Genomic DNA, 12,969 nt, shown 5'->3' with positions numbered 1-12,969 from the left:
GGGGGCGAGGGCCCCGGCCCTCGCCCCCCACCCCGCCCCGTACGTCGGACAATGGGTGGGTGAACCGCTCCGTGGACCTTGCCCCGCCCCTTCGGGAACGGCCGCCGTCGCCCCTGGTGGAGGTGGCGGACGAGCGGTTCGAGCGGCACGGGGTGCGACTGGTGCTGAAGCGGGACGACCTCGTGCATCCGGAGTTGCCGGGGAACAAGTGGCGGAAGCTGGCGCCCAATCTGCGGGTCGCCGTGGCGCAGGGGTATCCCGAGCTGCTGACCTTCGGCGGGGCGTACTCCAATCATCTGCGGGCCACCGCGGCCGCCGGGCGGTTGCTGGGGATGCCGACCGTGGGGGTGGTGCGCGGGGAGGAGCTGGCCGGGCGGCCGCTCAATCCCTCGCTCGCGCGGTGCGTGGCAGACGGGATGCGGCTGCACTTCGTCAGCCGGGCGCGGTACCGGGAGAAGGCGACCGACCCCGGGCTGGCGGCCGAGGCCGGGGCGGCCCGGGCGTACGTGATTCCCGAGGGCGGGAGCAATGCGCTCGCCCTGGAGGGGTGTGCCGGACTGGGGCGGGAGCTCGCCGGCACGGCGGACGTGGTGGCAGTCGCGTGCGGCACCGGCGGGACGCTGGCCGGGCTCGTGGCGGGGCTGGGGCCCGGGCAGCGGGCGCTGGGGGTGCCGGTGGTCGGGGGCGGCTTCCTCGACGGGGAGATACGTTCCCTCCAGAACGCCGCGTACGGGCGGGTCCTGCCGCACTGGAGCCTGGCCGAGGGGTTCCACCACGGCGGTTACGCCCGCGTGCCCGACGCGCTCGAAGCCTTCGCGGCGGACTTCGGGCAGCGGCACGGCGTCCCCGTGGAACGGCTGTACGTGGCGAAGCTGCTCTGGGCGCTGCTCCGGCTGACCGAGGACGGCGGCTTCCCCCGCGGCACCACCCTCGCGGCCGTGATCACCGGACGGCCCTGACCCCCTGACCCGGCCCGACCTGGCCCGACCTGACGACCTGACGACCCCGGCCGGCTACGCCGTCTCCTCGCGGTACGCCGCCGCTTCCTCCAGGTCCAGGCGGCGCAGCAGCGCCCGGAGCATCTCGTCGTCGATGCGGCGCCGGTCCCGCAGGGAGACGAAGACCTCGCGTTCCGCCTCGATCATCTCCCGGGCGAGGCGGCGGTAGACGTCGTCCGCGGACTCGCCCGTCACCGGGTTGGTCTCGCCCAGCCGTTCCCACACCGCGTTGCGCCGCCGCTCCAGCACCGTGCGCAGCCGGTCCGTCAGCGGCGGCGGCAGGGCGTTGCCCGGGTCGGCGAGCAGTTCCGTCAGCCGGTCCTCCGCCGCCCGCGAGGCCTCGCTCTGCGCCTGCGCCTCGGCCAGGGTCTCCGCCTGCGCGTCGCGCGGCGGCAGCCGCAGCAGCCCGATCAGCGGCGGCAGCGTCAGCCCCTGGACCACCAGGGTGAGGATCACCGTGGTGAACGTGAGGAAGAGGATCAGGTTCCGGTACGGGAAGGGGGTGCCGTCGTCCAGGGCCATGGGGATGGAGAAGGCGATGGCCAGGGAGACCACGCCCCGCATGCCCGCCCAGCCGACGATCACCGGGGACTTCCAGTCGGTCTCCGGCTCCCGCTCCCGGATCCGCGGGGACAGCACCCGCGGCAGGAAGGTGGCCGGGAAGACCCAGACGTACCGCGCCACCACCACCGCCAGGAACACCGCGAGGGCGTACCAGAGGGCCTCGCCGCCCTCGTACTCCCCGAGCCCCCGCAGCACCACCGGCAGCTGGAGCCCGATCAGCGCGAAGACCACGGACTCCAGGATGAAGGCGACCATCTTCCACACCGCCTCCTCCTGCAGCCGGGTCGCGAAGTCCACCTGCCAGGCCCGGTGCCCGAGGTACAGGGCGACGACGACCACCGCCAGCACCCCGGAGGCGTGCACCCGCTCGGCCGCCGCGTACGCCACGAAGGGGATGAGGAGCGAGAGGGTGTTCTGGAGCAGCGGCTCGCGCAGCCGGGTGCGGAGCTGGTGGATGGGCACCATCAGCAGCAGGCCGACCCCGATGCCGCCCACCGAGGCGAGCAGGAACTCGGTGAAGCCGCCCGCCCAGCCCGCGCCCTCGCCGACCACCGCCGCCAGGGCGACCTTGTACGCGGTGATCGCGGTGGCGTCGTTCACCAGCGACTCGCCCTGCAGGATCGTGGTGATCCGGGACGGCAGGCCCAACTTACGGGCGATCGCGGTCGCGGCCACCGCGTCCGGCGGGGCGATCACCGCGCCCAGCACCAGGGCCGCGGTCAGCGGCAGCCCCGGCACCAGCAGGTACGCCGCGTAGCCGACGGCCAGGGTGGCGAACAGGACGTAGCCCACCGACAGCAGCGCGACGGGCCGCAGGTTCGCCCTCAGGTCCAGGTACGAGCTGTCCACCGCGGCCGTGTACAGCAGCGGCGGCAGCACCAGCGGAAGCACGACGTGCGGGTCCAGTACGTACGCCGGCACGCCGGGGACGTACGACGCCGCCAGTCCGGCGGCGACCAGCAGCAGCGGGGCCGGCACCGGGGTCCGGCGGGCCAGGCCCGCCACCACGGCGCTGAACGCCACCAGCGCCACCAGTGGCAGTACTTCCATCGAAGATCAACCCTCCGTACCTCGTCGCGCGCCCCGACCTGCGTAACCTGGCCATCATGAGCGAGTGCCAGCACGTTGCCGAACTGCCGCGCCCCGAGCCTGTCCCACGTGCCCTGACCTGCCCGGAATGCGAAGCCGTGGGCAGTCATCCGGTGCAGCTGCGGCTCTGCCTGTGGTGCGGCCACGTGGCGTGCTGCGACTCGTCCCCGCACCGGCACGCCACGGCACATTTCCACCAGACCGGACATCCGGTGATGCGGAGCCACGAGCCCGGCGAGACCTGGCGGTGGTGTTTTGTCGATGCCTCGATCGTCTGAGGTTCGATCGCTCGCGGTGGGGTAGGTCAACCCTCCGCCGGTTCCCCCGATTTGGAACCCGCAGACCCCTAGCCACTGTGCGTACCGATGGGCTTACCATCGGTCACTGCCGTGGTGGGGGTTGCCACCGGGGGTGCCGCGACACGATCGTCCGGATCGCGATAGCGTCACCGGCGAACAGAGCTCGTACCACCTTGGAGGTGAGGGTGTCCCAGATCGCAGGCGAGCCCGGGACCCAGGACTTCGTGGAAGTCCGGCTGCCGGCCGCGGGTGCCTACCTGTCCGTGCTGCGAACGGCCACGGCCGGCCTCGCGGCCCGCTTGGACTTCACCCTGGACGAGATCGAGGACCTCCGCATCGCGGTGGACGAAGCCTGCGCGATCCTGCTCCAGCAGGCCGTGCCCGGCTCCGTCCTCAGCTGCGTGTTCCGGCTGATCGAGGACTCGCTGGAGGTGACCGTGTCCGCACCCACCACGGACGGACGCGCACCCGAGCGCGACACCTTCGCCTGGACGGTCCTGTCGGCGCTGGCCGGCAAGGTCGACTCCACGGTCGAGGAGGACCGCACGGTCAGCATCAGCCTCTACAAACAGCGCGGCGCGGGACCAGGCGCGGCGTGAGCGGCGGGGAGACCCCGGTGCGGGAGTCCGCCTCCGGCATCCCGGAACAGCAGGCCCGTCCGCACCCGGATGCGGACGGCCACGCGGCAGACGGCTTTTCGGACTCGGCGGAGCGACGGGCGGGCCCTATGAGCGATAACGAGCACGATCACCACGAGGAGCGCGATCCGCGCGACCGCAGCGGCGCGCGGGCCCTCTTCCTGGAGCTGCGGGAACTCCCCGAGGGCTCCCCGCAGCGGGCCGAGCTCCGCAACCGGCTGGTGCGCATGCACCTGCCGCTGGTCGAGCACCTGGCGCGGCGGTTCCGCAACCGGGGCGAACCCCTGGACGACCTGACACAGGTCGCCACGATCGGCCTGATCAAGTCGGTGGACCGGTTCGACCCGGACCGCGGGGTCGAGTTCTCGACGTACGCCACCCCGACCGTGGTCGGGGAGATCAAGCGGCACTTCCGGGACAAGGGCTGGGCCGTACGGGTCCCGCGCCGGCTCCAGGAACTGAGGCTGTCGCTGACCACCGCCACGGCCGAGCTGTCCCAGCAGCACGGCCGCTCCCCCACGGTGCACGAGCTCGCCGAGCGGCTCGGGATCTCGGAGGAGGAGGTGCTGGAGGGACTGGAATCCGCCAATGCCTACAGCACGCTCTCCCTGGACGTGCCGGACACCGACGACGAGTCGCCTGCGGTGGCGGACACGCTGGGCGCGGAGGACGAGGCGCTGGAGGGCGTCGAGTACCGCGAGTCCCTGAAGCCGCTGCTGGAGGGGCTGCCGCCGCGGGAGAAGCGAATCCTGCTGCTCCGCTTCTTCGGCAACATGACACAGTCCCAGATCGCCCAGGAAGTCGGCATCTCCCAGATGCACGTCTCCCGGCTGCTGGCCCGCACCCTGGCCCAGCTCCGGGACAAGCTGCTCGTCGAGGAGTGACCGGGCCCCGCCGGAGTCCCCGGCGGGTCAGGTCCCTACCGGGTCTCCTCGCGGGCCCCGATGCCCAGGGCCTCGGTGGCCGTGGGGTTCACCAGCAGCACCAGGACGGCCAGCGCGGCCACGGCCAGGGCCACCGCGGCGAACGCCATCGCGCCGCCGGTGGTCCACAGGGTCCAGGCCACCGGCATGGCCATGAACTGGGTGATCATCGCCGGGCCGCGGCTCCAGCGGCGGCCCAGGCGCAGACCGCGGGCCGCGATCAGCGGCAGCGCGGCGAGCCCGAGCACGGTGAGACCGCCGGTCTCCGCCTGCTGCGGGGAGTCGGCGTCGCCGGCGATGCCGACGTAGAGGAGATAGACACCGAGGCCGGCCAGCGCGAGGCCCTCCAGCGCGGTGAGTGCCGCGGCGGCGGTCAGCCGGCCGGGCAGGGACGGGGGCGCGGAGGTCTGCTGCTTGCTCACCCCAGCAGGGTAGCCGCGCCGCCCGGCGCACCGTCGGGGGCGGGCCACGGCCGGAGCCGGGCGGGCCCCGACCAGGGGCGGGCGGGGGCGGGCGGTTATGGGTGAGCCGACCCGGTGTGGGTACTCTGACGCTCATGCGTGCACTTCTCGTGGCCAACCCAGCAGCGACCACCACCAGTGCGCGTACGCGTGACGTCCTGATCCACGCCCTGGCCAGCGAGATGAAGCTGGAGACGGTGACCACCGAGTACCGGGGGCACGCGCGGGACCTCGGCCGGCAGGCCGCCGAGAGCGGGAACATCGAGCTGGTCGTGGCGCTGGGCGGCGACGGCACGGTGAACGAGGTGGTCAACGGCCTGCTGCACGCCGGGCCCGACCCCGAGCGGCTGCCCGGCCTGGCCGTGGTGCCGGGCGGTTCCACGAACGTCTTCGCACGGGCGCTCGGCCTCCCCAACGACGCGGTCGAGGCGACGGGCGCACTGCTGGACGCGCTGCGGGAGCGGCGCGAGCGGACGGTGGGCCTCGGCCTGGCGGACGGCCCGGAGGGTTCGGAGGACCAGGGGGTCCCGCCGCGCTGGTTCACCTTCTGCGCCGGCTTCGGCTTCGACGCAGGAGTCGTCGGCCGGGTCGAACAACAGCGCGAGCGCGGCAAGCGTTCGACGCACTCCCTCTACGTGCGCCAGCTGATGCGGCAGTACCTGGAGGAGCCGAACCGGCGGCGCGGCACCGTCACCCTGGAGCGGCCGGGCGCGGACCCGGTGCCGGGTCTGGTCCTGTCGATAGTGTGCAACACGTCACCCTGGACCTTCCTGGGGAACCGCCCGCTGTACGCGTCCCCGCAGGCGTCCTTCGACACCGCACTTGACGTTCTCGCGCTGAACCGTTTGTCAACTTCGGCGGTCGCGCGCTACGCCACACAGCTCCTGACCTCGACTCCTGAACGCGGTCCGCGGGGCAAGCACGCGCTGTCCCTGCACGATCTGACCGAGTTCACCTTGCATTCGAAGGTGCCGCTTCCTTTCCAGATGGACGGAGACCACCTGGGTCTGCGCACCAGCGTTCGGTTCACAGGCGTTCGCCGTGCACTGCGTGTGATTGTGTGAGTAGAAGAGCCCAAAGTCCTTTCACTCGAACGTTTAGGCGCCAGTCCACCCCCTAGAAGTACGGCTGTGACCTAGTCGACACCGACGAATCAAAAAAAACTTTCCGGAAGGGGTTGTATCCCCGTCCGAGGTTTGCGAATCTCTACATGGCGATCGGGACGGCCCGCACAACCCGGCCAGCACCCACGAAGACCGCCAGAACCCCTCCACGAATCACGGACCGCCCCGGGAAACTGGGCGTTGGCCCTTCCCTTGCGGGGGGATTCGTGAAAGCGTTCACATTCACAAGCAACCTGCCCGCAATACAAGGAGATGGAGCAGCCATGGACTGGCGTCACAACGCCGTTTGCCGCGAGGAAGACCCCGAGCTCTTCTTCCCCATCGGCAACACCGGTCCTGCGCTGCTGCAGATCGAGGAAGCCAAGGCCGTCTGCCGCCGTTGCCCCGTCATGGAGCAGTGCCTGCAGTGGGCGCTCGAGTCCGGCCAGGACTCCGGTGTCTGGGGCGGTCTGAGCGAGGACGAGCGCCGCGCCATGAAGCGCCGCGCCGCCCGCAACCGGGCGCGCAACGCCAGCGCCTGATCATCGACTTTCGAGCCTCGAGCCGCAGCGCGTAGTACCCCGTAGCGATCGGCAACGTGCTCTTGAGCCCCGGACCGGGAACCCCCCGGTCCGGGGCTCAGTGCTTTCCGGGTTGCCGTACGGGGTGCGGTACCGGGCGCTGCGCGGGGTGCGCACAGGACCGCAAGGGACGGGTCGCCGCCACGCTGCGTGACGACCGGTGACGATCCAGACGCATCCGCGCGGATACGCTGCGTGACGGTCGGGCCGCCCCGCGGGAGCTACTTCGGGGCGCTCACCGGGACGTCGAGCACGACCTTGGTGCCGCGCGCGTCGCCCGGGACCATGTCGAAGCTGCCGCCGAGCTCGCCCTCGACCAGGGTCCGTACGATCTGCAGCCCGAGGTTGCCGGCCTTCTGGGGGTCGAACCCCTCGGGCAGGCCCCGGCCGTCGTCCTGCACCGTGATCATCAGCCGCGCGTCGTCGCGTCCGGTGCCGCCGCGCACCGCGGTCACCTCGACGGTGCCCCGCTCCCCCGGCGCGAAGGCGTGCTCCAGGGCGTTCTGCAGGATCTCGGTGAGCACCATCGACAGCGGGGTGGCGACCTCGGCGTCGAGGATGCCGAACCGGCCGGTGCGGCGGCAGTCCACCTTGCCCGGCGAGATCTCCGCGACCATCGCGATCACCCGGTCGGCGATCTCGTCGAACTCCACCCGCTCGTCCAGGTTCTGGGACAGCGTCTCGTGCACGATGGCGATCGAACCCACCCTGCGGACCGCCTCGTTGAGCGCCTCGCGGCCCTGGTCCGAGTCCATGCGGCGGGCCTGCAGCCGCAGCAGCGCGGCCACCGTCTGCAGGTTGTTCTTCACCCGGTGGTGGATCTCCCGGATGGTGGCGTCCTTGGTGATCAGTTCACGTTCGCGGCGCCGGAGTTCGGTGACGTCCCGGCAGAGCACCAGCGAGCCGATCCGGGTGCCCTTGGGCTTCAGCGGGATCGCGCGGAGCTGGATCACGCCGCCGTTGCCCTCGACCTCGGTCTCCCGCGGCGCCCAGCCGCTGGCCAGCTTGACGAGCGCCTCGTCCACCGGGCCGCGCGAGGGCGCGAGTTCGGCGGTGGTGGTGCCCAGGTGCTGGCCGACCAGGTCGGAGGCCAGGCCCAGCCGGTGGTAGGCGGAGAGCGCGTTCGGGGACGCGTACGTCACCACGCCCTCGGCGTCCAGCCGCATCAGGCCGTCGCCGACGCGCGGGGAGGCGTCCATGTCGACCTGCTGGCCGGGGAACGGGAAGGAGCCCGCGGCGATCATCTGCGCCAGGTCGGAGGCGGACTGCAGATAGGTGAGCTCCAGCCGGCTCGGTGTACGCACAGTGAGCAGGTTGGTGTTCCGGGCGATCACTCCGAGTACCCGGCCCTCGCGGCGGACCGGGATGGACTCGACCCGCACCGGGACCTCCTCCCGCCACTCCGGGTCGCCCTCGCGCACGATGCGTCCCTCGTCGAGGGCCGCGTCCAGCAGCGGGCGGCGGCCGCGCGGCACCAGGTGGCCGACCATGTCGTCCTGGTAGGAGGTGGGGCCGGTGTTGGGCCGCATCTGGGCGACCGAGACGTAGCGGGTGCCGTCCAGCGTGGGGACCCACAGGACCAGGTCCGCGAACGACAGGTCGGAGAGCAGCTGCCACTCCGACACCAGCATGTGGAGCCACTCCAGGTCGGTGTCGCTGAGAGCGGTGTGCTGGCGGACGAGGTCGTTCATGGAGGGCACATGTGCGAGCGTACCCGGGTTTCCGACAAGACTTTCCCCACAGGAATACCCACGAGTACGGTGGGCCGCGTAACCTTGGAGGAAGCGACGGTTCGGAATCCGTTTCCGTCGTCGGATGGACAGAGGATATTGGTCTAGTCCACAATCGTCATCAAGCTTCCGTCCTCCCCGCACAGGAGGACGGATCGAGGAAGCCACGCGCTCTGCCCTGACCGCGCAGGCACCTCCTGCCGGCCGCCAGGACCGCACACCTGCCGGCCGAAGAACTCCGGGCTACGGTGCCGGACGGGTCGAGGGTCCCGTCCCGGCACCGTGGCCCAGAGGAGCCCCCGGGTAGCCCGGGGCGCGCCCCGAGAGCCCCCTGAGAGCCCGGGAATCCCCTACGCCGGCCAGGCGCGCAGCGCCGTCTCGGCCACCGCCTCCAGCTCTTCCCGGGTCGCGCCGTCCCGCGACTGCACGGACATCCCCTGGAGCACCGCCCCGCAGTAGCGGGCCAGCGCGTGCGCATCGGTGTCCGCCGGCAGTTCGCCGGACGCGACGTCCGCCCGGATCCGGCTCTCGAACGCCGCCAGGTTGGCCTCCCGCCGGACCCGCAGCGCCTCCGCCACCTCGCCCGCGGTGGTGTTGACGGCCGCGCTGATCACCAGGCAGCCGGGCGGGTGGGCGGGGTCGGTGTAGATCTCGGCGGCTTCGCGCAGGATCCGCCCGATCGCGGTCCGCGCGGTGGGCTCCTCGGCGAGCGCGACGCTCGCGAAGTCCCCGTATCGGCCGCCGTAGACCAGCACGACCTCGTCGAAGAGCTTGCGCTTGTCGCCGAAGGCCGCGTACAGGCTGGGCGCGCCGATGCCCATCGCCCTGGTGAGGTCCGAGATCGAGGTCGCCTCGTAGCCGCGCTCCCAGAAGGCGGTCAGCGCCTTGTCGAGGGCGGCGTCGCGGTCGAAGGAGCGGGGCCTGCCGCGCTGTCCGGTCACCATGCGCCAATTCTATAGCGTACGCTAGAAAATCTGGTACGGTCCCCGTCGTCAGCTTCTGTATCGATCGCTACGGAAAGGGGAGCGCCATGGGCGTGCTCCAGGGGAAGACGGCAGTGGTCACCGGCGGCAGCCGGGGCATCGGACGGGCGGTGTCCGAGCGGCTGGCCCGCGACGGCGCGCTGGTGGCCGTGCACTACGGCAGCAACGAGGCGACGGCGAAGGAGACCGTGGCGGGCATCGAGGCGGCCGGCGGGCGGGCCTTCGCGATCCGGGCGGAGCTGGGGGTCCCGGGCGACGCCGAGGCGCTGTGGGCTGCGTACGCCGCCCACCCACTGGCCACCGAGAAGGTGGACGTCCTGGTGAACAACGCGGGCGCGGCCTTCTTCGCGGACATCGAGACCACCGACGAGGACACGTACGACCGGGCGCACGCGCTCAACGCCAAGGCGCCGTTCTTCGTCATCCGGCACGGGCTGGCCCGCCTGAAGGACGGCGGCCGGATCGTGAACGTGACCGGCACCCCGGACATCGCCCTGCCCGCCATCCTGGCCACCGTCGCCGCGAAGGGCGCGGTCAACGCCCTGACGGTGTCGCTGGCCGCGCAGCTCGCGCCGCGCGGGATCACGGTGAACTCGGTGGGCCCGGGTGTGACCGAGACCGACCTCAACGCCGGCTGGCTGGCCGATCCGGCGGCCCGGGCGCACGCGGAGTCACGCTCGGTGTTCCACCGGCTGGGGACGGCGGACGAGGTCGCCTCGGTGGTGGCCTTCCTGGCCTCGCCGGACGCCGGGTGGGTGACCGGCCAGCACCTGGCGGCGACCGGCGGCCTCCAGCTCGCGCTGCTCTGACGGACTCCGGCGGCCCCGGCCGCCCCGGCCTGCGGGCTGCCCCGCCCTGCCGGGGCGGCCCGCCGGGACCACCATGGAAGTCGGGCGGAAAACGCAGCCGGGAAGGGGGCGACTCTGCTAGATTGGTCTATACCACACAGCCCCATTCCCCACGGCTGCGCCGGGGGACCCCTCTCCAGAACGGCAGGCCCAGCGTGGAAGTTGTCATCGTCCCGGACGCCAAGGCAGGCGGCGAGCTCATCGCGGAGGCCATGGCCGCCCTGGTCCGCCGCAAGCCCGACGCCCTGCTGGGCGTGGCGACCGGCTCGACGCCGCTGCCGATCTACGAAGCCCTGGCCGGCAAGGTCGCGCGCGGCGAGGTCGACCCCTCCCGCGCCCGGATATGCCAGCTCGACGAGTACGTCGGCCTGCCCGCCGGCCACCCCGAGTCCTACCGGGCGGTCGTGCTCCGCGAGGTCGTCGAGCCGCTCGGGCTGACCGAAGCCAGCTTCATGGGCCCCGACGGCTCCGCCGAGGACGTCCAGGCGGCCTGCGAGGCGTACGACCGGGCGCTGGCCGAGGCCGGCGGTGTGGACCTCCAGCTGCTCGGCATCGGCACCGACGGGCACATCGGCTTCAACGAGCCGTGCTCCTCGCTCGCCTCCCGCACCCGCATCAAGACGCTCACCGAGCAGACCCGGGTGGACAACGCCCGCTTCTTCGACGACGACATCGACCAGGTGCCGCACCACGTGATCACCCAGGGCATCGGCACCATCCTGGACGCCCGCCACCTGGTGCTGCTGGCCACCGGCGAGGGCAAGGCCGAGGCCGTCGCCCAGACCGTGGAGGGCCCGCTCTCCGCCCTGGTCCCGGCGTCCGCGCTGCAGCTGCACCCGCACGCCACGGTCGTCGTGGACGAGGCCGCGGCCTCCAAGCTCAAGCTGGCGGAATACTTCCGCCACACCTACGCCGCCAAGCCGGCCTGGCAGGGCCTGTAGGCAGCGGCCCGACGGGTACGGATCCCGACATACGCATCCCGACGCGTACGGTCGGCGCCGCACAGCACCGGAGGCCGGGCTTCCCCCTGGGAAGCCCGGCCTCCGGTGTACCCGGTACCGGCGTGGTCGGGGTGCCGGCCCGGTCCGGCGTGCGCGCCGTCGGGCACGTCGGGGTCAGAAGGGGTGTCCCGCACGACCGCCTGGTTCCGCGGGACACCCCGGGGTCCGTACGCACCCCTGCCCGAGGCGCCGGACCCGGTCCGTGAGACGGGCCGGTGCTCAGCCCGCCGTGCCGGCGCCCGTGCCCGCGATGACCTCCGCCGCGGCCCGGCCGCAGACCCGGGCTGCGCCGTGCGTGGCGATGTACAGGGCTCCGGCCGGTTCGGCGCGCGGCAGGCCCATCTCCACCACCACGGTGTCCGGGCGCGCGGCGACCAGCCCGGTCACGGCCGCGGCCATCCACGGGTGGCGGTGGGCGTCGCGGACCACGGCGACCACCGTGCGGTCCCCGGCCGCGGCCAGGACGTCCGCCGCCGTGGCGCCCTCGGGGTGGACCCCGCTCTCGGTGTCCGGGACCAGCGCGGCCAGTTCGGCGGCGACGCCCCACGGGGTCTCGTCGCCCACCGCGATGTTGGCGACCGGGGCGAGCGTGGCGACGTAGGGGCGGCGTACGGCGGCCGGCCGGCCGGACACGGCCAGGGCGCGGCGGGCCGCGGTGAGGCCGATCGCGGACGCGCCGCTCCCCTCCTCCTGCGGCGCGTCCGCCCGGGCCGTACAGGCCTGCCGGGTCCAGTCGGCCAGCGCCCGCACCCGGGCGGCGGCGTCGGCGAGCCGCTCCTCGGGCAGGGAGCCCTCGCGGACGGCGTCGACCAGGGCGTCCCGCAGCCGCAGCACGGTGGCCTCGTCGGCGAGTCCGCCGCCCACGCAGATCGCGTCGGCACCGGCCGCGATGGCGAGCACGGAGCCGCGCTCGATCCCGTAGGTTCCGGCGATGGCGTTCATCTCCATGCCGTCGGTGACGATGAGGCCCTCGTAGCCGAGCTCCTTGCGGAGCAGGCCGGTGAGGATCTGCGGGCTGAGGGTGGCGGGCCGGGTCGGGTCCAGGGACCGGACCAGGATGTGCGCGCTCATCACGGCCTTGGTGCCGGCGGCGATGGCCGCCTTGAAGGGCACCAGTTCGCGGGCGTAGAGCGTGTCGGGGTCGGCGTCGATGCGCGGCAGGGCGTGGTGCGAGTCGACGCTGGTGTCGCCGTGCCCGGGGAAGTGCTTGGTGCAGGCGGCCACGCCGGCGGCCTGGAGGCCCTCGACGTACGCGGCGGTGTGGCGGGCCGCGAGCAGAGTGTCGGCGCCGAAGGACCGTACGCCGATGACCGGGTTGTCCGGGTTGGAGTTGACGTCGGCGGACGGCGCCCAGTTGAGGTTGACCCCGCACCCGGCGAGGCGGCGGCCCAGCTCGTGGGCCACGTCCCGGGTCAGGGCGGTGTCGTCCACCGCGCCGAGTGCGAGGTTGCCGGGGAAGGAGGAGCCGCCGCGCACCTCCAGGCGGGTCACGTCCCCGCCCTCCTCGTCGATGGCGACGAGGACGTCCTCGCGTTCGGCGCGCAGCTGTGCGGTGAGTGCGGCGAGCTGTGCGGGCGAGGTGATGTTGCGGCCGAACAGACCGACCGCGGTGAGGCCTTCGGATACCCGGCGGAGCAGCCAGGCCGGGGCGGTGGTGCCCTCGAAGCCGGGCTGGAGGACGGCCAGGGCGTCCCGGTTGAGCCTGTCGTTCGAATCGGACGCGGTGGAGCGGTGCGCAAGGACAGTCATGT

At 72.7% G+C, this 12,969-nt stretch carries 13 protein-coding genes; 8 read left to right on the top strand and 5 right to left on the bottom strand.

The window, feature by feature from the left end:
• The first annotated feature begins 59 nt into the window (after positions 1-59).
• Complete coding sequence (locus AB0O36_RS26615; protein ID WP_365114715.1) at positions 60-959, top strand: pyridoxal-phosphate dependent enzyme; 900 nt, start codon at positions 60-62, stop codon at positions 957-959.
• Between the two features lie 54 nt (positions 960-1,013).
• Here the strand turns inward: AB0O36_RS26615 and AB0O36_RS26610 are convergent, their stop codons facing one another.
• A complete protein-coding gene (locus tag AB0O36_RS26610) occupies positions 1,014-2,612 on the bottom strand; it encodes a Na+/H+ antiporter (RefSeq protein ID WP_365114714.1) in 1,599 nt (532 codons plus the stop codon).
• Between the two features lie 56 nt (positions 2,613-2,668).
• Between AB0O36_RS26610 and AB0O36_RS26605 the strand changes: the two genes are divergently transcribed.
• From AB0O36_RS26605 to AB0O36_RS26595, 3 genes are all read left to right on the top strand, one after another.
• Complete coding sequence (locus AB0O36_RS26605) at positions 2,669-2,929, top strand: UBP-type zinc finger domain-containing protein (protein WP_365114713.1); 261 nt, start codon at positions 2,669-2,671, stop codon at positions 2,927-2,929.
• A 206-nt stretch (positions 2,930-3,135) separates the two neighbouring features.
• Positions 3,136-3,549 (top strand): anti-sigma regulatory factor, encoded by a 414-nt coding sequence (locus AB0O36_RS26600; protein ID WP_365114712.1) that lies wholly within the window; start codon positions 3,136-3,138, stop codon positions 3,547-3,549.
• Positions 3,550-3,566: 17 nt separating this feature from the next.
• Entirely contained in the window at positions 3,567-4,472 is a 906-nt protein-coding gene (locus AB0O36_RS26595; RefSeq protein WP_365114736.1) for an RNA polymerase sigma factor SigF, read from the top strand.
• 35 nt (positions 4,473-4,507) lie between these two features.
• Here the strand turns inward: AB0O36_RS26595 and AB0O36_RS26590 are convergent, their stop codons facing one another.
• Entirely contained in the window at positions 4,508-4,933 is a 426-nt protein-coding gene (locus AB0O36_RS26590) for a hypothetical protein (protein ID WP_365114711.1), read from the bottom strand.
• Positions 4,934-5,067: 134 nt separating this feature from the next.
• On the opposite strand from AB0O36_RS26590, the gene AB0O36_RS26585 reads away from it, so the two are divergent.
• Both AB0O36_RS26585 and AB0O36_RS26580 read left to right on the top strand, forming a co-directional pair.
• Complete coding sequence (locus AB0O36_RS26585; RefSeq protein ID WP_365114710.1) at positions 5,068-6,036, top strand: diacylglycerol kinase family protein; 969 nt, start codon at positions 5,068-5,070, stop codon at positions 6,034-6,036.
• A gap of 323 nt (positions 6,037-6,359) precedes the next feature.
• On the top strand, positions 6,360-6,617 hold the full coding sequence (locus AB0O36_RS26580; RefSeq protein ID WP_003953983.1) for a WhiB family transcriptional regulator: 258 nt from the start codon (positions 6,360-6,362) through the stop codon (positions 6,615-6,617).
• Positions 6,618-6,877: 260 nt separating this feature from the next.
• Here AB0O36_RS26580 and AB0O36_RS26575 read toward each other — a convergent pair whose 3' ends face one another.
• Together AB0O36_RS26575 and AB0O36_RS26570 are read right to left on the bottom strand one after the other, a co-directional pair.
• Positions 6,878-8,347, bottom strand: coding sequence for a PAS domain-containing sensor histidine kinase (locus AB0O36_RS26575; protein WP_365114735.1), 1,470 nt, complete (start codon positions 8,345-8,347; stop codon positions 6,878-6,880).
• Between the two features lie 389 nt (positions 8,348-8,736).
• Complete coding sequence (locus tag AB0O36_RS26570; RefSeq protein WP_365114709.1) at positions 8,737-9,330, bottom strand: TetR/AcrR family transcriptional regulator; 594 nt, start codon at positions 9,328-9,330, stop codon at positions 8,737-8,739.
• Between the two features lie 86 nt (positions 9,331-9,416).
• Between AB0O36_RS26570 and AB0O36_RS26565 the strand changes: the two genes are divergently transcribed.
• Both AB0O36_RS26565 and nagB read left to right on the top strand, forming a co-directional pair.
• The gene (locus AB0O36_RS26565) at positions 9,417-10,178 is read left to right on the top strand and encodes an SDR family oxidoreductase (protein ID WP_365114708.1); all 762 of its coding nucleotides are present in this window, start codon (positions 9,417-9,419) and stop codon (positions 10,176-10,178) included.
• 194 nt (positions 10,179-10,372) lie between these two features.
• Entirely contained in the window at positions 10,373-11,158 is a 786-nt protein-coding gene (gene nagB, locus AB0O36_RS26560) for a glucosamine-6-phosphate deaminase (protein WP_365114707.1), read from the top strand.
• Positions 11,159-11,437: 279 nt separating this feature from the next.
• Here nagB and AB0O36_RS26555 read toward each other — a convergent pair whose 3' ends face one another.
• Positions 11,438-12,967 carry a glycoside hydrolase family 3 protein gene (locus AB0O36_RS26555; protein ID WP_365114706.1) on the bottom strand — a complete coding sequence of 510 codons (1,530 nt, stop codon included), beginning with the start codon at positions 12,965-12,967 and terminating at the stop codon, positions 11,438-11,440.
• Positions 12,968-12,969: the final 2 nt, after the last annotated feature.

This window comes from Streptomyces sp. NPDC089799 (assembly GCF_040684755.1).
Lineage (GTDB): Bacteria > Actinomycetota > Actinomycetes > Streptomycetales > Streptomycetaceae > Streptomyces.
Note: the sequence above shows the minus strand (reverse complement) of the source record. Positions and strands in the feature narration are given on the sequence as shown.

Coding starts and splice junctions, on each gene's coding strand:
- AB0O36_RS26610 (WP_365114714.1), bottom strand. CDS start 2,612: ATGGAAGTACTGCCACTGGTGGCGCTGGTGGCGTTCAGCGCCGTGGTG.
- AB0O36_RS26605 (WP_365114713.1), top strand. CDS start 2,669: ATGAGCGAGTGCCAGCACGTTGCCGAACTGCCGCGCCCCGAGCCTGTC.
- AB0O36_RS26585 (WP_365114710.1), top strand. CDS start 5,068: ATGCGTGCACTTCTCGTGGCCAACCCAGCAGCGACCACCACCAGTGCG.
- AB0O36_RS26580 (WP_003953983.1), top strand. CDS start 6,360: ATGGACTGGCGTCACAACGCCGTTTGCCGCGAGGAAGACCCCGAGCTC.
- AB0O36_RS26575 (WP_365114735.1), bottom strand. CDS start 8,347: ATGAACGACCTCGTCCGCCAGCACACCGCTCTCAGCGACACCGACCTG.
- AB0O36_RS26570 (WP_365114709.1), bottom strand. CDS start 9,330: ATGGTGACCGGACAGCGCGGCAGGCCCCGCTCCTTCGACCGCGACGCC.
- AB0O36_RS26565 (WP_365114708.1), top strand. CDS start 9,417: ATGGGCGTGCTCCAGGGGAAGACGGCAGTGGTCACCGGCGGCAGCCGG.
- AB0O36_RS26555 (WP_365114706.1), bottom strand. CDS start 12,967: ATGACTGTCCTTGCGCACCGCTCCACCGCGTCCGATTCGAACGACAGG.